The following is a 21,787-nucleotide window of genomic DNA, read 5'->3' as shown; positions in this document are numbered from 1 at the left end:
TCAATTTATATATATCTTTATGGTTATTAGCGTGCTTTTTGGGAGCTTGACGGTTTGCGTTCCCACGCTGGAGCATGGGAACGAGTAATGCTGGAGCATGGGAGCGAGTAAACGAGTAAGCAGGGGGCGGATCAATGCTCCTTTTGGCCTTTCTTGTTCCCATGCTCCAGCGTGGGAACGCCTACGTAGGTCAGTCAGCATTTCCATGCGGAGTGAACCGGGTATTACCAGGCGGTAAAGTAAGCCCCTGGGAATGTTTTCTCAACAAATGCTTTGACTTCATCGGATTGGTAAGCCTTGATAAAACGGGCAACCCGCGGGTCATCCTTGTTATCTTCCCGGGCGGCAATCACCACCACGGCGAAATCGGCTTTTTCATCCTCAAGTGCCAGGGTGTCTTTGGCGGGGTCAAGGCCGGCAGGAATGGCATAGGCCGAGTTAACGGCAGCGGCATCCACGTCTTTTAATGAGTGCGGCAATTGTGCGGCTTCAATTTCGATGAATTTAAGTTTTTTGGGATTTTCTTCAATATCGAAGAGTGAAGCGGTTGTGGTTACGCCTTCTTTCAGCTTAATGAGCCTGGCGGCCTGCAAAACCAGTAGGGCACGGGCACCATTGCTGGGATCATTCGGAATGGCAATGGTGGCGCCAGACGGTAATTCATCCAGATTGTTATGGCGACTTGAGTAAATCCCCATCAATTGCACAACGGCATCGGCAACAGGGACCAGTTTATAACCACGGGCACTGTTCTGGGCATTCATGAATGGACGATGCTGATAGATATTCAGGTCAATTTCCTTGGTATCAAGGGCAGCATTGGGCTGGATGAAGTCACTGAATTCGATCAATTTGACTTGCAAACCCTGTTTTTCGGCAACCTGGCGAGCTACTTCACTAATTTGGGCGTGAGGACCAACCGTAACCCCCACTTTCAGGAGGGCTTCCTGTGCAAAAGCCAGGGGTGCGGTGCTCAGGCCTAGTGTTAATGTTGCGCAAAGCAGTGTTTTTTTCAGCTTTATAGCGGCGTGAAAAATAGTCATTTTTTATAAATCCCGGTTGGAAAGTGAATGATAGAAAAACAGAGGGTTAAATTAGCAAATAAATCGTTATAAGATTTTTGCCTTATTTTGGCTAAAATTATAACCACAAGGAATAAATGCAATAAGAATTTATTTATTATATGAATATAACCATTGGAAATATATATTGGATTAAAATCCTTGCTTATACAATTACCCATTCAGGTAGTTTTAATTAATTGAGTGAAAGGCTTATGTCATTACCCGAATTGCATCGTTATGTTCCTGATCTGTTAGCTGACAATTATGCAGCGATTGATGCCGATTTGCCCCAGTTGCTTGAAGTGCTGTTTGCACGCAGTGCCAGTGAGGATTGGCACAAGGCCGGTACCTTTAAACATCATTTGCTGGGGGTGTATCGTGCTTTATGTCTGTGGGAGCAGCCCAGGGAAGTACGGATGCTTGGCTTGTTTCATAGTGTATATGGCAATGAGTATGTCAATCTGACCTTGTTCAATCGTGAAAAGGAACGGGCAACACTACGAGACCTGATTGGTGAGGAAGCAGAGTCATGGGTGAGTCTGTTTTGTGCCATCTCACGCACCCGTTTTGTTCAGGCGGTGCTGGATGGACAGGGAACAGGTCCTGAAGGCCTTGATTTGGAAGATGACAAGGGTGAAATCACTCACCTCACACCACGCCAGGTAGCCGCTTTTATAGTGATGACGGTGGCAGATGTTGGCGAGCAATGGCATAGCTGGCAGGATGAAATTTTTTCCGGTTATCCTTATCAGCAAAAACGCGAGCTGGCACCGTATTGGGTCGCTTCCATGTGGCCAGGACCATTGAAACCGCCAGCCAATATTTTGCATATGCTGTCACGTCTGGTCAATATATTGCAGGCAATGCCAACAGATACCGGGATCCCTGTTCCACCCGCTTTCCGGCAAGGGCAGGGCGTACTTGAGCGCAAGGATGAAGCGGCAGCCGCGGCCTTATACTGGCAGGTAATTACCCGCATGCATCCCTTGACCGAAAGCGTCACGGCCAGGCTCATGCTTGAGTCGGTGATAGACCATAACCCCTATGTGGGTGAACCGCGTTTGTTATTGGCACAGTTGGCACTGACTGGTGGTGATTTTGAAACGGCCGAGACACAGGCTTTGGCCGGTTTGCAAGCCTTGCAGTCATGGGGCCTGGCCTGGGACAAGCGGATTGCCTGGGAGGCATGGATTGCCTGGGCACGTATTTTATTGCAACATGCGCGTAACCGTGAATGGCCCAAGAGCCTGGGCGCTTTGAATGGTTTGGGTTTGGTAGAGTAGGTCTTCTCGTCCCCATGCTCTTGCGTGGGGACGTCTACGTGGGTAGAGCTGCATTCCCACGCTGGAGCGTGGGAACGAGTTTCGAGTTTCTTGTGGTAACAGATTGTCTGAAAATCCGGTTAATGCTTATTCTTCTTCCGGTGTGCCTGAGGGCCAGTCACGAATATAGGCCTTGAGCATGGAGTTTTCAAATTTTTGTGCCTCAAGAATGGCGCGTGCCATATCGTAAAAAGAAATCACACCCAGCAGGGTAGGACCATCCATGACAGGCACATACCTGGCATGATGCTCAAGCATTAAGCGCTGTACTTCATTGGCATTGGTATTGGGTGAAACGCTAACGGGCGCATCATCCATGATTTTCCGAATGGTAGTGTTACCCGCCTGATGGTTGTTGTCACTAAGATGGCGGATGATCTCACGGAATGTAAGCATCCCGGCCAGTTGGCCCTGTTCCATAATAACCAAAGAGCCAATATCATGAATGCTCATGGTTTCAATTGCCTGGGCAACGGTTTGATCTGGTGTGGCGGTATAAAGCGTATTGCCTTTAACGCGCAGAACTTCACTGATTTTCAACATATTGCTCTCCCTGATACTTGCCAGCTGTATTTTTATAATTTAAGTGCTTTTGAAAGCCGCTTAAACGGACCTAGCTGCTTTTACGGTAATAAATGAAATTTGATATATAGAAATGTACACCATACAAGGGGTCTTTTAAAGTTAAATTTTCGCGTATGGCTGCAGGGCGACATGGAAACAGTGGTTTTGCCAGTATTAATACCTAGGTGTATTGAATACTGGCATTGTCTTGGATTCTTTATGGTTTTTTAATGATGTCGCCCAATTTGACACTATCGTCGCTCAGAATGAGTGCGGGAATGGCCTCGCGGATTTCGGGTTCGTCATGTAAAGGGTTGGCTTGCCGGTCAAACAGAAAATAATTGGACAGAGCCGTTAGGCTGGCCTTTTCACTGCTGGCCAGTGCCCAACGTTCAGATCTTTTGCCCGTTGTGTTAACGATGTAACCCATTGCCTGTAGCGGATCCAATACTTCGGGCAACTCGTCCTGATTGATTTTTAGCGAAGAAGCAAGAAAGGCAGTGCTTCGGCCGGGTGGATTGTCATCACGGGTGGCATGAAGCAGACGTAAAACACGAATGGCAGCCATAAACCGGGTGCCTGGAAGAATATTGTGCTGGAAGCTGCCAAGCCGGATTTGTGGGGCAATGGCCGTGACCGAGGCGCCAAACAACACAACCAGCCAGGACAGGTAAATCCATAATAAAAAAAGCGGGATCGTGGCAAAAGTACCATAAATAAGCGTATAGGAAGGAAAGCGGGTAATGTAATAAGTGAAGCCGGCTTTCATGATTTCCAGCAAAAGAGCGGTGGTAAAGCCACCGATCAGGGCATCTTTTAAGGCAACCTTGCCATTGGGGGCGACCAAATATAATAAGGTAAAGCCAATGACTGACAGCAGAATGGGGATCAAGGAAACCAGAATACTGCTTAACAGTGAAAGATCATCGGTAAGGCCAAATTTTTCCCGGGCCAGAAAGGCTGTTGCCCACAGACTGGCACCCAGCATGATGGGGCCCAGTGACAGGATGGCCCAATAAACCAGGATACGTTGGGAAATTGGTCGTTGTCGACGGATATGCCATATTTTGTTCAGGGCCTCGTCTATCGTCATCATCAGCATAATGGAGGTAACAATCAGGAAACCCACCCCGATAGTAGTCAGCCGGCTTGCCTGTTGGGCAAACGTATTCAGGTAACTCATGATGTTTTCCGACATCGAGGGAGGCATAAGATTGTTGGTCAGGAAGGCATCCAGTGATTCCTTGAAGTCGGTGAATAGCGGAAAGGCGGTGAAAAGGGACAGGATAACCGCCAGCAGGGGAACAATGGCCAGTACGGTGGTAAATGTCAGACTGGAAGCAACTTGTGTGAGATTGTCACGCATCAGTCGGGTAAAAGCAAACAGAACGGCGTCCCTGTAAAACAGCAACCGGGATTGCCGGGTGAACTGGGAAAGCTGCTCCTGTTCTTCTTGTACTTCCAGGGCTTCCTGCTTTTGCTCCAGGTGCTCTTCCTGATCCAGATAGTTTTGCTTGTCTTTGGTTTTCATGAAAAAGTAAGGGAGGTGGCCAATTTAAAGGCAGTATAACAAGATTATCACCGTCCTTTAAGTCAGGCTGCGCTTATAATACAGTAATTAACGTCCACATGATGATTGAGTATTTTTGTGCCAGCACCTGTAATTTCTTCTCCAGAACCTGATAGCCCCGTTTATTCTGTCAACCATCCCATGATGGTCACGCTGAACCCGGTCTATCGTTATATTTGTTTTGCCAGTCTGTTGGCTTTGTTGCTGCTATGCGTGCTATGGGAGCTGGTGCTTGACCCGCTGGTGCCGGGGGGCAGTATTTATGTCCTGAAAGCCTTACCGCTTATTTTCCCCCTATATGGTGTTTATAAAGGCAATTTATACACCATGCAATGGTCTTCCATGCTGGTCCTGCTTTATATTATGGAGGGCACCGTGCGTTGGTATTCCGATATAAGTACCACCTCAATGTATCTGGGCATGGCTGAAACCCTGCTTTCATTGCTTGTGTTTGCAAGTGCCATTCTATACGTTCGCCCGGCCAAGAAAGTGGCCCGTGCCACCAAGAAACAGGGTAAATAAAATATGTTTGCCCAATTGCCGGTCAGTAATAGTTTTGCCCAACTGTCACCCGAGTTTTATACCCGGCTGCAGCCACGTGGTCTGAATAATCCATCCCTGTTGCATGTCAATAACGATGTGGCAGGCTTGCTGGGTCTTGATAAAGCCCAAACCGAAAGTGATGAGTTCCTGCAAATCATGTCCGGTAATGCACCATTGCCAGGTGGTGTCACCCTATCTGCCGTCTACAGTGGTCACCAGTTTGGCGTATGGGCCGGGCAGCTGGGTGATGGCAGGGCGCATTTGCTGGGTGCCGTGGCAGGGCACGATGACACTGGTAAGCCCTGCGACTGGGAGTTGCAGTTAAAGGGTGCCGGGCTTACTCCTTATTCCCGTATGGGAGACGGTCGCGCTGTTTTACGCTCTTCAGTGCGTGAATATCTGGCCAGTGCCGCCATGGTGGGTCTGTGTATTCCCACCACGCTGGCCTTATGCATTACCGAGTCTGATGATCCGGTTTATCGTGAAACCACCGAAACAGCCGCCATCGTCACGCGGGTGGCCCCCAGCTTTGTCCGTTTTGGTTCTTTCGAGCACTGGTATGCCAATCGCCGTCCAGACCTGTTGCGTGAGTTGCTGAATTATGTGGTCAGTCATTTTTTTGCCGATGAAGTCAAGGTGGCACAAAGCGATGCCGATTTGCCGGCCATGGTGTGTGGTTTCCTTGATAGCGTCATCAAACGTACCGCCGTACTCATGGCAGACTGGCTGTGTGTCGGGTTTTGTCATGGCGTCATGAATACCGACAACATGTCCATTTTGGGCTTAACCATTGATTATGGTCCGTATGGCTTCATGGACGGCTTCCAGGCCAACCATATTTGCAACCACTCTGATAGCGAAGGCCGGTACGCCTGGAATCAACAGGCATCAGTAGGTTTGTGGAATTTATACCGTTTGGCCAATTGCTTTGTCTCATTGGGAGTTCCCCAAGAGGCGCTTACCGAATGTCTTGATCGCTATGAGCCAGTTTTTACCGCCACTTTCCGTGAGAAATTGATACGCAAAATGGGGCTGGTGCAATGGCAGGAAGATGATGAACAACTGCTGGAACAGTGGTGGCAGATGCTGCATGCCCAAAAGGCTGATTTCACTTTAAGTTTCAGGTATTTGTCCGAGGTCATGCACGATGACTCCCGTTTTCTGGGTCTTTTTTCTGACAAATCTGCCGCGCAGCAATGGTTGCAGCAATATAAGGCGCGTATCGCCGGTATTTCAGGAAACGAAGCAGAACGGGTGGATGGCATGAACGCGGTGAATCCCTTATATGTGTTGCGAAATTATCTGGCCGAAAAGGCGATTTGGGATGCCAAGCGTAAAAATCCGGCCACCATTGAAAACCTGTTAACGGTGTTAAGAAACCCGTTTGTGGAACACGCGGGCATGGAGCAATTTGCCGCCTTGCCACCCGATTGGGCCAATGAGATTGCGGTAAGCTGTTCTTCTTGAGTAAGATACATGAACAACAGAAATAAAAACAATTTGGATAAGAGAATAAAATGTCAGGTAATACATTAGGAAAAATTTTTACGGTCAGCAATTTTGGCGAGTCGCATGGACCGGCCATTGGTTGTGTTATTGATGGCTGCCCGGCCGGTCTGGAATTGTCAGCGGAAGATATCCAGCTGGAACTGGACAGGCGCAGGCCCGGGACTTCACGGCACGTGACTCAACGCCAGGAACCCGATCAGGTAGAAATCCTGTCGGGTGTTTATGAAGGTAAAACCACAGGCACACCCATAGGGCTGCTTATTCGTAATCAGGACCAGCGCAGCAAAGATTATTCGGCCATTTCGGATACCTTCCGTCCTGGTCATGCAGATATTACTTACTGGAAAAAGTACGGTATTCGCGACCCGCGAGGCGGCGGACGCTCCTCAGCCCGCTTGACCGCGCCCACGGTGGCGGCCGGTGCGGTGGCCAAAAAATGGCTTAAACAAGAATTCGGCACGCTTATCCGTGGTTACATGAGCCAGTTGGGTCCTGTCGAAATTCCTTTCGATTCCTGGGACCATGTTGCCAATAATCCGTTTTTTGCGGCTAACCAAAGCCTGGTTCCCGAGCTGGAAAGTTACATGGATGAATTGAGACGGGATGGTGACTCTATTGGGGCACGCATAGAAGTGGTGGCCCAAAACCTGCCTGCTGGCTGGGGCGAACCCATTTATGATCGCCTTGATGCCGATATTGCCCATGCCATGATGGGATTGAATGCCGTGAAAGGGGTTTCTATCGGAGCCGGTTTCGAGTCTGTGGCCCAGCGCGGTTCCGAGCATGGTGACGAATTGACGCCTGATGGTTATTTAAGCAATCATGCGGGGGGTATTCTGGGTGGTATTTCTACCGGTCAGGATATTACGGTGTCTTTGGCCATCAAACCAACCTCCAGTATCCGTATTGAACGAAAATCGCTGAACAAGGCCGGTGAGCCGGTCATGGTGCAAACCTTGGGCAGGCACGATCCTTGCGTGGGAATTCGTGCAACGCCAATTGCCGAGGCTTTGCTGGCACTGGTTTTAATCGATCACGCACTCAGGCAGCGGGCTTATCGCTGCTAATTGCCGGTTGCAGACCATTATTGGCAGTCAATGAAAAAGGACGGTTTGAATACCGTCCTTTTTCATTTGAAAGCGCGATTAGAACAAGGCTTTCAGCACGGTTCCAGACACAGAACCCAGGCTGATATCGGGATAACCTTCTTTCCGGCAAACGCCTTTGATAATGATTTCATCACCATCTTCCAGGAAGGTGCGTTTCTCACCCCAGGGCAGCTCGATGGGTTTTTTCCCACCTTCGCTCATTTCCAGCAAGGAACCCGCCTCTTCGGGGTTGGGGCCCGACAGGGTACCTGAGCCCAGCAGGTCTCCGGGTTGCAGATTACAGCCGTTAACAGTGTGGTGTGTAACCATTTGGGCAATGGTCCAGTAGGCATCCTTGAAGTTGCTGCTGGCCAGTTTTGCCGGTTGCTGATTGCTGCTGCGCGATTTTTCGGTGCTGATCAGAACGTCCAGTTTCAGATCATAGGCACCGGCCTTGCTGTTTTCTTCAGAGCTCAGGTACTCAAGGGGCTGAGGGTCTTCAGTGGGATGAGAGAAAGCAGTCTGGAAGGGAGCCAGGGCTTCGGTGGTAACGACCCACGGAGAAATCGTGCTGGCAAAGTTTTTGGCCAGGAATGGACCCAGTGGCTGGTATTCCCAGGCTTGCAAATCGCGGGCAGACCAGTCATTCAGAATGCACAGGCCAAAGATGTGTTTGGGGGCATCTTCTATTTTGATGCGGTGACCCAGTTCGTTGCCACTGCCAATGAAGACACCCAGTTCAAGTTCGTAATCAAGACGTTTGCAAGGGCTGAGTTCGGGCTTTCCGCCTTCGGTAGCAGGACGCAATTGGCCAACCGGACGATGAAATTGCTGACCCGATACACCAATGCTGGAGGCGCGTCCGTGGTAGCCAATGGGAATCCATTTGTAGTTGGGTAATAAAGGATTGTCGGGACGGAATTGTTTGCCAACAGCGGTGGCGTGATGGACAGAAATATAAAAATCGGTGTAATCGCCAATTTTTGCCGCTGTGGTGTATTCGGCATCGGCCTGGGGAACCAGCAGTGGCTGGATGCTGGCTTGCAAATCAGACCCGCTTCGCAGGGCGCGTGACAGGGCCAGGCGTAATGCAGACCAGTATTCCTGGCCCAGGGCCATCAGTTCGTTCAGGTGAGTGCCACGGCAGGCATTCAGGGCCTCTTGGGCTTTGCCTTCAAACAGGTTCAGGTTTGCCAGTGCGGCCAGATCAACGATTTGATCACCAATGGCAACACCAGGACGGAAGGACTCTTGTGAGCCAGCTTTGCGAAAAGAGGCAAAAGGCAAATTCTGGATGGGAAAACCGTTGCCGGGGATGTTGGCTGATTCAACCCAGCTTTGCAGTTGGGGATTATGTGTCTCGTTCAGTGTTGTCATGCGTTTGAATAAATTTAAAAAGAGTTTGAACTTATAGTTGAAAACGCAACCATTATAAGGGGGTCTCTGTGAAAAAAGCGAATAAGGGTTTTCCTGCATGGTACTGCGTTTTGTTGTCTGGCTTAGTGTAACGGATAAAACCGTAACAGATGATACTTTACCGGATAAGTAAAAAAACAGCCAGAGGTAAGTCTGGCTGCTGCTGGAAAAATCTGCTCCGTTCAGCTTTATGGATGATTGATGATGGATTTTTAATCCACTTGTTTCAGGACATTGCCAAGGACATTGAATATCTGTGTGATTTGCTCTTCATTAATAATGAGCGGAGGCGAAATGGCAATAATATCGCCGGTGTAACGCAGCAGGACCCCTTGTTCGTAGCATTTCTGGAAAACTTCAGCGGCTCGGGCGCCTGGGGCTCCTTCCCTCGGTTTTAGCTCGATACCCGCCACCAGGCCAAGGTTGCGTATGTCCAAAACATGCGGGAAGCCTTTCAAGGCATGTGCGGCCTGTTCAAATACGCCACTCATTGCCTGTGCATTTTCAAAAATACGCGCGTTTGTGTACAGTTCCAGGGTTGCCTTGACAGCGGCAGCAGACAGGGGGTGTCCCGAGTAAGTATAGCCGTGAAAGAGTTCGATGCCTCCTGCGGAATGATTGAGGATCGTGTTGTAAATGTTTTCGTGGGCAGCTACCGCACCCACTGGTGCAGCGGCATTACTAAGGCCTTTGGCCAGGGTGATGAGGTCGGGGGTGACGCCAAAATATTCACTGGCAGTGGCCGTACCCAAGCGCCCAAAGCCGGTAATGACCTCATCAAAGATCAATAAAATGCCATGTTTACGGGTGATTTCACGTAATCGTTCCAGATAACCTTTGGGTGGTATCAACACCCCTGTAGAGCCGGCAATGGGTTCCACAATGACTGCGGCAATGGTGGAGGCATCATGCAGGGCGATGATATTTTCAAGCTCATCAGCAAGGTGTGCGCCCCAGGCAGGTTGTCCTTTACTATAGGCATTGTGTTCCAGATGGTGTGTATGGGGCAAGTGATCGACCTGGGGCAGCAGGCTATTGGAAAAGGTTTTTCGATTGGCGCTGATGCCACCGACTGAAATGCCTCCAAAGCCAACCCCATGATATCCGCGTTCACGGCCAATCAAGCGGGAGCGGGTTGGCTCGTTGTTGGCTCGATGATAGGCCAGGGCGATTTTCAGGGCCGTGTCCACAGCTTCCGAACCAGAGTTGGTAAAGAAAATTTTGTTGATTCCCTCTGGCATGAACTCGGCGACTGCCTGGGCTGCTTCAAACGCGATGGGGTGCCCCATCTGGAAACCGGGCGCATAATCAAGTGTATTAATTTGTTCAATCATGGCCTGGGTTATTTCCTCACGGCCATGCCCGGCATTCACACACCATAAACCGGCACAGCCATCCAGTATTTGTCGATCATCGATAGACGTGTAATACATGCCTTTAGCCGCCTTGAGCAGGCGAGGTGCCGCCTTGAAGTTTTTATTGGCGGTAAAGGGCATCCAAAAATGGGAAAGATCGGGTGTCTGGCGCATGGCTTTACTCCGAAAAGTGCGTGATTGATGAAAGGTGTTTTGTCTGATATGAAAAAAAATTTATTATCTGCAATTTACCTGTGCATTATGACATGCTGTCAATCTGGAAAAACAGGCGGGTTTTACCTATAAGATTGAGCTATGTGATTGTTTTGCAACAGTTTGACGGGTAGAGACTGTTGAATGCGCAAGACCCGGTGCCTTGTGTATGAGTGATGAATATTTTATTTATAGTAGTATAAATACTAGTATAAATAATGAGCTTGTTAAGTGCTGACAATCAGCGATAATTATTGTCAATGTTGATGAAAAGGTTTTTGTCAACCCAACAAAGCTATTCATTTAGTTGTGCGGAGAAAAAAATGGCGCAAACACTTTACGATAAACTCTGGGATGCCCATGTCGTAGACCAGGGAGAAGACGGTACTTGTTTATTGTACATAGACCGTCAATTGTTGCATGAAGTAACCAGTCCACAGGCCTTCGAGGGTTTGACGCTTGCCGGGCGCAAACCATGGCGTTTAAGCGCCAACCTGGCAGTGGCTGACCACAACGTACCCACCAAAGACAGGGCAGAAGGTATTGCAGATCCGGTTTCCAAATTGCAGGTTGATACCCTGGATCAAAACTGTGAAACTTTTGGCATCACCGAATTCCGCATGAATGACCTGCGTCAGGGAATCGTGCACGTGATTGGTCCAGAACAGGGTGCAACCTTGCCCGGCATGACGGTAGTGTGTGGCGATTCGCACACCAGTACACATGGTGCGATGGGTGCCCTGGCTTTTGGTATTGGTACTTCTGAGGTTGAGCACGTTTTGGCTACCCAGACTCTGCTGATGAAAAAGAACAAAAACATGCTCATCAAAGTGGAAGGTGAGCTGCCTTTTGGCTGTACCGCGAAAGACGTGGTATTGCATATTATTGGGGTGATTGGAACTGCTGGTGGTACCGGTCATGCCATCGAATTTGCCGGCAGCACCATTCGCTCCCTGTCCATTGAAGGCCGCATGACCGTGTGCAATATGGCCATCGAGGCAGGTGCCCGTTCAGGCATGGTCGCCGTTGATGAAAAAACCATTGAATACTTCCGTGGCCGTCCTTATTCACCAACCGGTGTTTTATGGGATGAAGCCGTTAAATACTGGAAAACATTGCACTCTGATGAAGGTGCCAAGTTTGATACGGTAGTTGAAATCAATGCTAAAGATATCAAACCACAGGTTACCTGGGGTACTTCACCTGAAATGGTGCTCTCCATCGAAGATCGCATTCCCGATCCTGACAAGGAAAAAGATGACGTGCGCCGCAGCGGCATGGAGCGCGCACTTGAATATATGGGTCTGAAACCCAATACGCCTATCCAGGATGTTCGTGTCGACCGTGTTTTCATCGGTTCCTGTACCAACTCCCGTATCGAAGACCTGCGTGCAGCTGCCAAGGTGGCACGTGGCAAACATGTGGCCTCAAACGTTATCCAGGCCATGGTGGTGCCCGGTTCCGGTCTGGTCAAGAAACAGGCAGAACAGGAAGGCCTCGATAAAATCTTTATTGAAGCCGGTTTCGAGTGGCGTGAGCCAGGGTGCTCAATGTGTCTGGCCATGAATGCCGACCGTCTTGAGCCAGGTGAACGTTGTGCCTCAACTTCAAACCGGAACTTTGAAGGCCGTCAGGGTCAGGGTGGCCGTACTCACCTTGTCAGCCCTGCCATGGCCGCCGCCGCCGCAATCGCCGGTCATTTTGTTGACGTCAGAAAATTAGGATAACCGAAATGGAAGCTTTTACTACACATGAAGGCCTGGTAGCCCCCTTGGACCGTGAGAATGTGGACACAGACCTGATCATTCCCAAGCAGTTTCTGAAGTCCATCAAACGTACCGGTTTTGGTCCCAACCTGTTCGATGAATTGCGTTATCTGGATCATGGCGAACCGGGCATGGATAACAGCAAACGGCCGCTGAACCCCGATTTTGTCTTGAATCAGCCCCGTTACCAAGGTGCTTCAATTTTGCTTGCCCGTAAAAACTTTGGTTGCGGTTCAAGCCGTGAGCATGCTCCCTGGGCGCTTACGCAATTCGGTTTCAAGGCGATCATTGCCCCGTCTTTTGCGGATATTTTCTTCAATAACAGTTTCAAGAATGGTTTGTTGCCCATTGTGCTGTCAGAGCTGGAAGTGTCTCGCCTGTTTGATGAAGTTAAAGGTTTTTCCGGCTATAAACTGCGTATCGATCTGGAGCGTCAGGTCGTGATTGCGCCTGATGGCCGTGAAATGTCCTTCCAGATTGACGAGTTCCGTAAATACTGTTTGCTGAACGGGTTCGACGATATCAGTCTGACCCTGCAAAAAGCAGATAAAATCAGGGCATTCGAGGCAGAGCGTCTTGCCCGCCATCCATGGCTTGAAGGCAATGCCGGCTTGGTTAAATAACAGGATATTTACATGACTTATAAAATTGCAGTCTTGCCAGGTGATGGCATTGGAAAAGAAATTGTAGATCAGGCTGTGCGCGTGCTCACTGCGCTTAACCTTGATATTGCACTTGAAGAGGCACCTGTTGGTGGTGCCGCTTACGACCAATTCGGGCATCCTTTGCCACCCTCAACACTGAAGTTGGCAAAAAATTCAAATGCCATCCTGTTTGGTGCAGTGGGTGACTGGAAATATGATTCCCTGCCACGTGAGCATCGTCCCGAACAGGCGATTCTTGGCTTGCGTAAAAACATGGGGTTGTTCGCCAATCTGCGTCCGGCCATTCTGTATCCGCAGTTGGCCAATGCCTCTTCCCTTAAGCCAGAAGTGGTTTCCGGCCTGGATATCCTGATTGTCCGTGAACTTACCGGCGATATTTATTTCGGTACGCCACGTGGCGTTCGTACTGCTGAAGATGGTGCTTTCAAGGGTGAGCAGGAAGGCTTTGACACCATGCGTTACGCCGAAACCGAAGTGCGCCGGATTGCCAAAATCGCTTTTGAGGCAGCCCGCAAGCGTAACGGCAAATTATGCAGCGTTGACAAGGCCAATGTACTGGAAACTTCCCAGTTCTGGCGTGACATCATGATTGATGTTTCCAAACAGTATCCGGACGTCGCACTGTCCCATATGTATGTCGATAATGCCGCCATGCAGCTGGTTCGTGCACCCAAAGAGTTTGACGTGATCGTTACCGGCAACCTGTTCGGTGATATTCTGTCTGATGAAGCCGCCATGTTGACAGGCTCCATTGGCATGTTACCATCGGCTTCCCTGAATGCGTCCAACCAGGGTCTGTATGAACCCAGCCATGGTTCTGCACCGGATATTGCCGGTCAAAATATTGCCAACCCACTGGCAACTATTCTGTCGGCTGCCATGTTGCTGCGTTATTCATTAAATGAATCCGCAGCGGCAGACAAAATTGAAGAGGCCGTCCGCCAGGTACTGGCTCAAGGGTTGCGTACAGCCGACATTTATGAAGAGGGAACGGAAAAAGTTTCAACTTCTCAAATGGGGGATGCTGTATTGAAGGCATTAAGCTGATATAGTGTTGTAATATAAGCACTTAAACAATCAAGAGGGGCTTGTTGCGAAGGTGGAAATCCACTAGCGTGACAGTGTCCCTTTTGTTGTCTGAATTTTTTGTAATTTGAAATTTTGTGAGTTAAAAATGACACAATCTGTCGGTTTGGTCGGTTGGCGCGGGATGGTCGGTTCTGTTCTCATGCAGCGTATGCGTGATGAAGGGGATTTCAATCTTATTAATCCTGTTTTTTTCTCTACCAGTAATGCGGGCGGTTCTGCACCTGACTGGGCGCAAGGCGCAGATCCCTTGCAAAATGCCTACGATATCGAGGCGCTCAAGAAACTGCCCATTATTCTGACGGCACAGGGCGGAGACTACACGACAGAAGTATTTCCCAAGTTGCGCGCTGCCGGTTGGGATGGCATCTGGATTGATGCTGCCAGCTCATTGCGCATGAAAGATGATGCCATTATTGTACTTGACCCGGTTAACCGTGGCGTAATTGATGCCGCGCTTGCCAAAGGCGTTAAAAACTTCATTGGTGGCAACTGCACGGTCAGCTGCATGCTAATGGGTCTGGCCGGTTTGTTCCAGCAAGACCTGATTGAATGGATGACCAGCATGACTTACCAGGCGGCTTCCGGTGGTGGTGCCAAACACATGCGCGAACTCATCACGCAATTCGGCTTGCTCAATGCATCGGTTAAACCCCTGCTGGACGATCCTGCCTCAGCCATTCTGGAAATTGATCGTCAGCTGCTGGCGGCCCAGAAAGATGATGCTCTGCCGCAGGAAAACTTTTGCGTGCCATTGGCCGGCAACCTGATCCCCTGGATTGACAAAGACCTTGAGAACGGGCAGTCCCGGGAAGAGTGGAAGGCCGAAGCCGAGACCAATAAAATTCTTGGCCGTGGTGAGGCTTTTGGTAGTGACCCCGTCCGCATCGACGGTTTGTGTGTGCGGATTGGCGCCATGCGTTGTCATAGTCAGGCTTTAACCATCAAGCTCAAACGCGATGTTCCCCTGGATGAAATCACCGATATCCTTAAGCAGGGTACACAGTGGGCCAAAGTCGTGCCCAATACCAAAGAAGCATCCATGGAATTGTTAACGCCGGTTGCAACTACCGGCACTTTGGATATTCCTGTTGGCAGATTGCGTAAAATGTCCATGGGTCCTGAGTACCTAAGCGCCTTTACCGTGGGTGACCAGTTGTTGTGGGGTGCTGCGGAGCCTTTGCGCCGTATGCTGCGTATTGCGATTGGTGAGCTGTAGTCATGAATTTACCAGCCTGGATGGCCAATGAAACGGCCGTCTTGATTATTGCAGTTTGTCTTGTCATGCTCATTGTGCCTGCGGTGGCGATTGCGGTCCTTAAAAAGAAGGCCGCACAGCAACCGAAAATGATGTCTGATGAACAATTAAAGGCTAAACTGGAAAAAATCAATCTTGACCTTGATTCTCCAGAGAGCAAGTAAGCCTGTTTATGGATATTCAAAACGAATCGCCATTAAAAAGGATCGCCTTGGGGGTAGCCTATCATGGCACCCCTTATTATGGCTGGCAAACCCAGCCAAACGGTCAAACGGTACAAGATAAACTTGAAGCAGCATTACGTCAGTTCACAACGCAGTTAACCCCCACTATTTGTGCCGGACGCACAGATACCGGTGTACACGCACTTTCCCAGGTCGTTCACATAGATACACAGGCTGTGCGTCGTGATGAATCCTGGGTCAGGGGGCTGAATGCTTTGTTGCCCGATAGTATTTCGGTACGTTGGGCCAAAGAAGTGGCTCCGGATTTCAATGCTCGCTTTTCCGCCCGTTCCAGGACTTATGTGTATGTACTCAGGAACGAACGCATCTTGTCACCGCATTGGGTCGGCAGGGCAGGCTGGGATTTTCATCCCTTGAACCTTGAGGCCATGTGCAAGGCAGCTGAACACCTGGTGGGTACGCATGATTTCAGCAGTTTTCGCTCATCCCAGTGCCAGGCGGCCAGCCCGGTCAGAACCATGGAATTGCTGAAGATAGAAAAGCAGGGTACTTTTATTGTCTTTACCTTAAAAGCCAATGCTTTTTTACATCACATGGTGCGCAATATTATCGGCTCTTTGGTGTATGTGGGAAAAGGGCGTTTTCCTAGCGAGTGGGTCGCCTCCTTGCTTCAGGAAAAAGATCGCAAATTTGCGGCGCCCACCTTTATGTCAGATGGCTTGTATTTGGCTCATGTTGATTACCCCGAAGAATATGGCCTGAATTCATTCAGTCAGTTCAATATTGACCAGCCTTTATTTTCTTTACTTCAGTCTTAAGGAAAACCCAAGCGGGGTGTATGTTTTCGTGAAAAAAATTCCATGGCAATTCTGGTTTGTCAAATTAAAATTGTGCCAAGGGTTAATCTCAGCTTACAAGATGTGTTTAATCAGTTATCATCTTGCATCTCCGAATGCATCCGAGGCAGGTTTATAAAATATATTCAGCAAGCATCTTTTTCAAGATGTTTACGCCTGGGTATCAATAGATTTATGTTTCACAATTGAGAGCTTTATGGGTTTTTTACTTTCCATTTCACGGCTGATTGATTCACTCAATACCTTTACCGGCAAGTTTGTTACCTGGTTAACGTTGGTGGTGGTGGTGATTAGTGCCGGAAATGCCGTTTTTCGCAAAGTGTTTCATCTTAGCTCCAATGCCTGGCTTGAGATTCAGTGGTATTTGTTTGGCGCCATCTTTTTGCTTGCCGCTGGCTACACTTTCCTGAAAAACGAGCACGTACGTGTTGATATTCTTTCACAGCGTATGTCCGAACGTGCGCAGGTCACTATTGACCTGGTTTGCGTGTTTCTGTTCATGCTTCCCGTCTGTGGCTTGATTATTTATCTGTCATGGCCGTTTTTTATGCTGTCATATGAGACGCTGGAGCAGTCTTCCAATACAGGTGGTTTGGTTCGCTGGCCAATAAAACTGTTAATTCCGCTTGGTTTTCTATTGCTGGCATTAGCCGGTATTTCCCATCTGATAAAATGCGCGGCTTTTCTTACTGGTCAGGGGCCAAATCCATTGGCTCGTCAAAACACCAAATCAGCAGAAGAGTTGCTGGCGGAAGAAATTGCCCGTGAAGCAGCACAACGTGATCAGCAGGCAGGAGCGAAATAAGCATGGAATTCATCATCAATAACATGCCGCCAATCATGTTCCTGACCCTGATTGGCTTTTTGCTGTTAGGCTTTCCGGTCGCATTTTCTCTGGCGGCAAACGGTATTTTGTACTGTTTGCTGGGTATTTTCATGGGAGAGTTTACCTTTGCCTTCCTTCAGGCCTTGCCTGAACGTATTTTTGGCATTGTACAAAATGACTCCCTGCTGGCGGTACCGTTCTTTACTTTAATGGGGCTTGTGCTTGAACGATCGGGGATGGCCGAAGACCTGCTTGAGACGATTGGCCAATTGTTTGGCCCCATCCGCGGAGGTCTTGCCATTGCCGTTGTTGTCGTGGGAGCCATGCTGGCGGCCACCACCGGGGTGGTTTCCGCATCGGTCATTTCCATGGGCTTGATTTCCCTGCCCATCATGTTGCGTTATGGCTATGATCGCAAGCTGGCAACCGGTGTTATTGCCGCTTCGGGAACCTTATCGCAAATCATTCCACCGTCTCTGGTGCTTATCGTTCTGGCCGATCAGCTTGGCCGTTCAATTGGTGATATGTACCGCGGCGCCATTGTGCCTGGCTTTTTGCTAACGGGCGCATACATTTTATATATTATTGTTTCATCCATTATCAAGCCCTCATCGGCACCCGCTTTGCCAGAAGAGGCACGTGTTTATAATGAGCCCAATGGCAGCCGGGGGCTTAAGTCCCTGCTGGTGGTCACATTAATTGCTTCTGCCGCTGCCTATTATCTGGATAGCATTCTGGTGAACGAGAGTGCACCCGTTGATGAAAAAGTGGTGGTTTCCCTATTGTTGTGGGGCGTGATTGCTTTTGTGATTGCCCTGGTTAATAAGTTTCTTCGTTTAGGTTTGCTGTCCCGTATTGCCGAACGGGTGATCTTTGTGATGGTTCCTCCCATGTTCCTGATTTTCCTGGTGCTTGGAACCATCTTTATCGGGGTGGCCACGCCAACAGAAGGTGGCGCGATGGGGGCGGTTGGCTCCATTTTGCTGGCCATGTCGCGGGGCAGGTTAAGTCTGGATCTTTTGAAACAGGCTATGGAAACCACCACCAAAATCACCAGTTTTGTGGTGTTTATTCTGGTGGGTTCAACCATCTTCACCCTTACTTTTACCGGGTTTGGGGGCCAGGTCTGGGTTCATCACCTGTTTGAGTCATTGCCTGGTGGGCAGTTTGGCTTTCTGGTTGTTGTCAGTATTGCCGTTTTCTTCCTGGCATTCTTCCTGGACTTTTTCGAGCTGGCTTTTATCGTGGTACCGTTATTGGGTCCTGTTGCAGAAAGCATGGGCATTGATTTGATCTGGTTCGGGGTGTTACTGGCCGTGAATATGCAAACATCGTTTATTCATCCGCCGTTTGGATTTGCCCTCTTTTACCTGCGTTCAGTGGCAGCCAAGGATGATTACATAGACAAAATAACCGGCAAGCTGATTACCAAGGTAACAACCGGGGATATCTACAAGGGCTCCATCGCCTTTATTGTTATCCAGTTGCTGATGGTGGCCTTGGTCATGTACTGGCCTGATGTGGTCATGCACTACAAAGGGCAGGGCTCCGGTGTTGATCCAAGTACGATCATTATTGATAGCGGTGCCGGTTCTTACGGTTCGGATCCTTACGGTTCACCTAGTCCGTATGGCGGAGACGGTTTTTCCAGTCCTGCCGATGCCTTCAAGTAGAAGCTGTCAAGCCGAGTGCCAGCCGGGTTCGAGTCTCTGTGCAGGCACCGGCTGGTCTAAGTAATTAATTTCAAATAAGTTTGTGGCTTTTTACAAAAAAAGCATCCTGGACATACATTCATTATGAGAACACGGGTAAAAATTTGCGGCTTGCGCAGCAAAGAAGACATCCATATGGTGGCTGATGCAGGTGCAGATGCCATTGGTCTGGTTGTTTATGCCAGCAGTAAACGGGCAGTCAGCGTGCAAGAGGCTGTTTTATTGCGTCGCGAGATTCCCGCTTTTGTTTCTGCCGTGGTGCTGGTGGTTAATGCCAGCCAGGCAGACATAGAACAAATCATTCATGATGTCAAACCCACTTTATTGCAGTTTCATGGTGATGAATCCGCTGAGTTTTGTGAGCAGTTCCGGTTTCCCTATATCCGGGCATTAAGGGTTGGCGGGGGTTCATTGCTTTCGCCAGACGCGGTTGCCCGAGAGGTACAAAAATACCCTAATGCCAGCGGTTTTTTGTTTGATGCTTACAGTGCAGGATATGGTGGTTCGGGCTTGACCTTTGACTTGTCTTTGCTGGAAAAAGTGCGTGAAATTCTGCCAGCCAGAAAAATCATCATTGCCGGTGGCCTGAATGCCGGTAATGTGCAGCAACTCATCAGGGATGTAAAACCCTACGCCATTGATTTGAGCAGTGGGGTAGAGTCTGCACCTGGGGTGAAATCAGCAGAAAAAACCCGTGTCTTCATGGAGCAGGTGGTAAACGCCTGAGTTGCTGAAAGCAAACCCTGGCATGTGCAAGGATTTCCATTCCCACGCTCTGAACTGACCCCAAAAAATTTGAATGGGGGTCCAACTTTTTGGGGACAGTTCACTCCCGCGTGGGAACGCATATTACATGGCAAGTGCTTCTATTTCTTCCTGCAGCATTAGCCATTCCTCTTCCAGCTCATTATGACGCTTGCTGAGTTCTCCATGCTCGTTAAGCACCTTAACGCGCTCATCGCGTCGCTCATCGGCGTAAAAAGACTCATCGGCAATGAGCAAGTCAATCTCTTCCAGCCGCTTTTGGCTTTTGATCATCTCGCTTTCCACTTTCTTGAGCTTGCTTTCCAAAGGCTTGCGCAAGGCTGAAAGGCGCTGGCGTTCTTCAGCTTCCAGTCGTTTTTGCGCCTTGCGGTCAATACTGTCCTTGCCGTTGTTTTCTGCCGCTTCCTGGCGGGCTTCGCTACGCTCAGCCTGGTTACGCTGGTTCAGCCAGTCACGGTAATCTTCCAGGTCACCGTCAAATTCCTGAACCTTGCCATCGGCCACAATCCAGAAACTGTCCACGGTGGTGCGTAAAAGGTGCCGGTCGTGTGAAACCATCAGCATGCTGCCGTTGAATTCAGCCAGGGCCGTGGCCAATGCTTCACGGGTATCAACATCAAGGTGGTTGCTGGGTTCGTCAAGCAAAAGCAGGTTGGGCTTTTGCCAGACAATTAATGACAGGGCCAAACGGGCTTTTTCACCACCAGAAAACGGGGCTACTTTGGAATTGACGCTATCACCGCCAAAACCGAAACCGCCCAGATAGTTGCGCAGCTCCTGTTCACGGGTATCGGGCGCAATCCGGGCCAGATGCTGCAAGGGCGTGGCGTCCAGATCCAGCATATCAAGCTGTTGCTGGGCAAAATAACCAATTTCCATCCCTTTGGACGGCTTGTATTGACCAGCCAGCGGTGCCAGCTCGCCGGCAATGGTTTTGATAAGCGTACTTTTACCCGCACCGTTAACGCCCAGTACGCCAATTCGGGCACCACCCCGGACCATCAGGGTGACATCGGACAGAACCGTTTTAGGTTCGCCATTTTCACAGGTGTAGCCGGTAGACAGTTTATCCAGCACCAAAAGCGGGTCTGGCATATTGGCCGGAGAGGGAATATGAATGCTGATCCCGGACTCCATTTGCAGTGGGGCCAGTTTTTCCATGCGGGCCAGTGCCTTGACACGGCTTTGTGCCTGTTTGGCTTTGCTTGCCTTGGCTTTGAAGCGGTCGATAAAGCCTTGCAAACGGGCGCTTTCCCGTGCCTGGCGGTCTATGGCGATTTGTGCCTGTTTCAGGCGTTCGGCGCGCTGTGTCAGGAAGTCTTCATAGCCGCCTTTGTAACGCACCAGCTTGCATTGGTCAAAATGCAGGATCACTTTGGCCACCGCATCCAGAAATTCGGTATCGTGGGAAATCAGCACGACCGTACCCTGGTAAGCGGCCAGCCATTTTTCAAGCCACAGCATGGCGTCAAGGTCAAGGTGGTTGGTGGGTTCATCAAGCAGCAGCAATTCGGAAGGTGCCATTAAGGCGCGAGCCAGGGCAAGGCGCATTTGCCACCCCCCTGAAAAGCTGTTGACCGGATTCATCCATTGGTCTGGCCTGAACCCCAGACCCGCCAGCAATTGCTCAGCGCGTGAGGGAGCGCTCCAGGCATCCGCTTCTATCAGGGCAGATTCCAGTTCGGCAATTCTTGTGCCATCGTGTTCATCCACCTGTGCGCGTTCAGCCTGCAAGGCACGAAGATGCGTGTCACCGTCAATGACAAATTCCCGGGCAGGCTGGTCACTGGAAACCACTTCCTGGCGGACACTAGCGATGCGCCAGGTGTCTGGCATTGTTAGCGAACCGGCATCCTGATCCAGCTCACCCTGTAACAGGGCAAACAGGGTGGATTTTCCGGCTCCGTTTTTACCGACGATACCTACCCGTTCTCCGGGGTGTATGACAAATTCGGCGTTATCCAATAATACTTTTGTGCCTCGTCTTAGTGTGAGGCCGGTAGAGCGAATCAAAATAAATCCA

19 protein-coding genes are annotated in these 21,787 nt (G+C 49.7%); 13 read left to right on the top strand and 6 right to left on the bottom strand.

What is annotated here, in order from left to right; all coding sequences use genetic code 11:
- Positions 1–224 precede the first annotated feature (224 nt).
- Positions 225–1,043 (bottom strand): MetQ/NlpA family ABC transporter substrate-binding protein, encoded by an 819-nt coding sequence (locus HCX92_RS08720; protein WP_169294556.1) that lies wholly within the window; start codon positions 1,041–1,043, stop codon positions 225–227.
- A gap of 233 nt (positions 1,044–1,276) precedes the next feature.
- On the opposite strand from HCX92_RS08720, the gene HCX92_RS08715 reads away from it, so the two are divergent.
- Positions 1,277–2,347, top strand: a complete 1,071-nt coding sequence (locus HCX92_RS08715) for a DUF6817 domain-containing protein (RefSeq protein ID WP_169294555.1) — start codon at positions 1,277–1,279, stop codon at positions 2,345–2,347.
- A gap of 126 nt (positions 2,348–2,473) precedes the next feature.
- On the opposite strand, the gene HCX92_RS08710 is transcribed toward HCX92_RS08715, so the two are convergent.
- Together HCX92_RS08710 and HCX92_RS08705 are read right to left on the bottom strand one after the other, a co-directional pair.
- Positions 2,474–2,929, bottom strand: coding sequence for a CBS domain-containing protein (locus tag HCX92_RS08710; protein ID WP_169294554.1), 456 nt, complete (start codon positions 2,927–2,929; stop codon positions 2,474–2,476).
- Between the two features lie 238 nt (positions 2,930–3,167).
- Positions 3,168–4,481, bottom strand: coding sequence for a YihY family inner membrane protein (locus HCX92_RS08705; protein ID WP_169294553.1), 1,314 nt, complete (start codon positions 4,479–4,481; stop codon positions 3,168–3,170).
- Between the two features lie 180 nt (positions 4,482–4,661).
- Here HCX92_RS08705 and HCX92_RS08700 point away from each other — a divergent pair, with 180 nt between their 5' ends.
- The 3 genes from HCX92_RS08700 to aroC are packed head-to-tail and all read left to right on the top strand — an operon-like array spanning position 4,662 to position 7,639.
- Positions 4,662–5,042, top strand: a complete 381-nt coding sequence (locus HCX92_RS08700) for a DUF2069 domain-containing protein (RefSeq protein ID WP_169294706.1) — start codon at positions 4,662–4,664, stop codon at positions 5,040–5,042.
- 3 nt (positions 5,043–5,045) lie between these two features.
- Positions 5,046–6,530: a YdiU family protein gene (locus tag HCX92_RS08695; protein ID WP_169294552.1), complete on the top strand. Its 1,485-nt coding sequence runs from the start codon at positions 5,046–5,048 to the stop codon at positions 6,528–6,530.
- Between the two features lie 50 nt (positions 6,531–6,580).
- On the top strand, positions 6,581–7,639 hold the full coding sequence (gene aroC / locus HCX92_RS08690; RefSeq protein ID WP_169294551.1) for a chorismate synthase: 1,059 nt from the start codon (positions 6,581–6,583) through the stop codon (positions 7,637–7,639).
- A 78-nt stretch (positions 7,640–7,717) separates the two neighbouring features.
- Here the strand turns inward: aroC and fahA are convergent, their stop codons facing one another.
- Positions 7,718–9,037: a fumarylacetoacetase gene (fahA, locus tag HCX92_RS08685; protein WP_169294550.1), complete on the bottom strand. Its 1,320-nt coding sequence runs from the start codon at positions 9,035–9,037 to the stop codon at positions 7,718–7,720.
- A 251-nt stretch (positions 9,038–9,288) separates the two neighbouring features.
- On the bottom strand, positions 9,289–10,605 hold the full coding sequence (locus HCX92_RS08680) for an aspartate aminotransferase family protein (protein WP_169294549.1): 1,317 nt from the start codon (positions 10,603–10,605) through the stop codon (positions 9,289–9,291).
- 362 nt (positions 10,606–10,967) lie between these two features.
- On the opposite strand from HCX92_RS08680, the gene leuC reads away from it, so the two are divergent.
- The 9 genes from leuC to HCX92_RS08635 all read left to right on the top strand — a co-directional run bounded on the left by leuC (position 10,968) and on the right by HCX92_RS08635 (position 19,725).
- On the top strand, positions 10,968–12,371 hold the full coding sequence (leuC, locus tag HCX92_RS08675) for a 3-isopropylmalate dehydratase large subunit (protein ID WP_169294548.1): 1,404 nt from the start codon (positions 10,968–10,970) through the stop codon (positions 12,369–12,371).
- A 5-nt stretch (positions 12,372–12,376) separates the two neighbouring features.
- The gene (leuD, locus tag HCX92_RS08670) at positions 12,377–13,033 is read left to right on the top strand and encodes a 3-isopropylmalate dehydratase small subunit (protein ID WP_169294547.1); all 657 of its coding nucleotides are present in this window, start codon (positions 12,377–12,379) and stop codon (positions 13,031–13,033) included.
- 12 nt (positions 13,034–13,045) lie between these two features.
- Positions 13,046–14,122 (top strand): 3-isopropylmalate dehydrogenase, encoded by a 1,077-nt coding sequence (gene leuB / locus HCX92_RS08665; protein ID WP_169294546.1) that lies wholly within the window; start codon positions 13,046–13,048, stop codon positions 14,120–14,122.
- A 127-nt stretch (positions 14,123–14,249) separates the two neighbouring features.
- Positions 14,250–15,380, top strand: a complete 1,131-nt coding sequence (asd, locus tag HCX92_RS08660; protein WP_169294545.1) for an aspartate-semialdehyde dehydrogenase — start codon at positions 14,250–14,252, stop codon at positions 15,378–15,380.
- A gap of 2 nt (positions 15,381–15,382) precedes the next feature.
- On the top strand, positions 15,383–15,583 hold the full coding sequence (locus tag HCX92_RS08655; protein WP_169294544.1) for a hypothetical protein: 201 nt from the start codon (positions 15,383–15,385) through the stop codon (positions 15,581–15,583).
- A gap of 8 nt (positions 15,584–15,591) precedes the next feature.
- On the top strand, positions 15,592–16,422 hold the full coding sequence (gene truA, locus HCX92_RS08650) for a tRNA pseudouridine(38-40) synthase TruA (protein ID WP_169294543.1): 831 nt from the start codon (positions 15,592–15,594) through the stop codon (positions 16,420–16,422).
- A gap of 235 nt (positions 16,423–16,657) precedes the next feature.
- Positions 16,658–17,266, top strand: a complete 609-nt coding sequence (locus HCX92_RS08645; protein WP_169294542.1) for a TRAP transporter small permease subunit — start codon at positions 16,658–16,660, stop codon at positions 17,264–17,266.
- Positions 17,267–17,268: 2 nt separating this feature from the next.
- The gene (locus HCX92_RS08640) at positions 17,269–18,960 is read left to right on the top strand and encodes a TRAP transporter large permease subunit (RefSeq protein ID WP_169294541.1); all 1,692 of its coding nucleotides are present in this window, start codon (positions 17,269–17,271) and stop codon (positions 18,958–18,960) included.
- Positions 18,961–19,083: 123 nt separating this feature from the next.
- Positions 19,084–19,725: a phosphoribosylanthranilate isomerase gene (locus HCX92_RS08635; protein WP_169294540.1), complete on the top strand. Its 642-nt coding sequence runs from the start codon at positions 19,084–19,086 to the stop codon at positions 19,723–19,725.
- A gap of 123 nt (positions 19,726–19,848) precedes the next feature.
- Here HCX92_RS08635 and HCX92_RS08630 read toward each other — a convergent pair whose 3' ends face one another.
- On the bottom strand, positions 19,849–21,777 hold the full coding sequence (locus tag HCX92_RS08630; RefSeq protein ID WP_169294539.1) for an ATP-binding cassette domain-containing protein: 1,929 nt from the start codon (positions 21,775–21,777) through the stop codon (positions 19,849–19,851).
- Between the last annotated feature and the right edge of the window lie 10 nt (positions 21,778–21,787).

This window comes from Advenella sp. EE-W14, from assembly GCF_012923605.1.
Taxonomy (GTDB): Bacteria; Pseudomonadota; Gammaproteobacteria; order Burkholderiales; family Burkholderiaceae_B; genus Advenella; species Advenella alkanexedens.
This window is presented reverse-complemented; position numbering and strand designations above follow the sequence as displayed.

What these genes read in the sequence shown, in the direction of transcription:
- HCX92_RS08720 (WP_169294556.1), bottom strand. Translation starts at nt 1,043, where the DNA reads ATGACTATTTTTCACGCCGCTATAAAGCTGAAAAAAACACTGCTTTGC.
- fahA (WP_169294550.1), bottom strand. Translation starts at nt 9,037, where the DNA reads ATGACAACACTGAACGAGACACATAATCCCCAACTGCAAAGCTGGGTT.
- asd (WP_169294545.1), top strand. Translation starts at nt 14,250, where the DNA reads ATGACACAATCTGTCGGTTTGGTCGGTTGGCGCGGGATGGTCGGTTCT.
- aroC (WP_169294551.1), top strand. Translation starts at nt 6,581, where the DNA reads ATGTCAGGTAATACATTAGGAAAAATTTTTACGGTCAGCAATTTTGGC.
- HCX92_RS08640 (WP_169294541.1), top strand. Translation starts at nt 17,269, where the DNA reads ATGGAATTCATCATCAATAACATGCCGCCAATCATGTTCCTGACCCTG.
- HCX92_RS08645 (WP_169294542.1), top strand. Translation starts at nt 16,658, where the DNA reads ATGGGTTTTTTACTTTCCATTTCACGGCTGATTGATTCACTCAATACC.
- HCX92_RS08705 (WP_169294553.1), bottom strand. Translation starts at nt 4,481, where the DNA reads ATGAAAACCAAAGACAAGCAAAACTATCTGGATCAGGAAGAGCACCTG.
- truA (WP_169294543.1), top strand. Translation starts at nt 15,592, where the DNA reads ATGGATATTCAAAACGAATCGCCATTAAAAAGGATCGCCTTGGGGGTA.
- HCX92_RS08635 (WP_169294540.1), top strand. Translation starts at nt 19,084, where the DNA reads ATGAGAACACGGGTAAAAATTTGCGGCTTGCGCAGCAAAGAAGACATC.
- HCX92_RS08715 (WP_169294555.1), top strand. Translation starts at nt 1,277, where the DNA reads ATGTCATTACCCGAATTGCATCGTTATGTTCCTGATCTGTTAGCTGAC.
- HCX92_RS08700 (WP_169294706.1), top strand. Translation starts at nt 4,662, where the DNA reads ATGATGGTCACGCTGAACCCGGTCTATCGTTATATTTGTTTTGCCAGT.
- HCX92_RS08695 (WP_169294552.1), top strand. Translation starts at nt 5,046, where the DNA reads ATGTTTGCCCAATTGCCGGTCAGTAATAGTTTTGCCCAACTGTCACCC.
- leuD (WP_169294547.1), top strand. Translation starts at nt 12,377, where the DNA reads ATGGAAGCTTTTACTACACATGAAGGCCTGGTAGCCCCCTTGGACCGT.
- HCX92_RS08655 (WP_169294544.1), top strand. Translation starts at nt 15,383, where the DNA reads ATGAATTTACCAGCCTGGATGGCCAATGAAACGGCCGTCTTGATTATT.
- HCX92_RS08680 (WP_169294549.1), bottom strand. Translation starts at nt 10,605, where the DNA reads ATGCGCCAGACACCCGATCTTTCCCATTTTTGGATGCCCTTTACCGCC.
- HCX92_RS08710 (WP_169294554.1), bottom strand. Translation starts at nt 2,929, where the DNA reads ATGTTGAAAATCAGTGAAGTTCTGCGCGTTAAAGGCAATACGCTTTAT.
- leuB (WP_169294546.1), top strand. Translation starts at nt 13,046, where the DNA reads ATGACTTATAAAATTGCAGTCTTGCCAGGTGATGGCATTGGAAAAGAA.
- leuC (WP_169294548.1), top strand. Translation starts at nt 10,968, where the DNA reads ATGGCGCAAACACTTTACGATAAACTCTGGGATGCCCATGTCGTAGAC.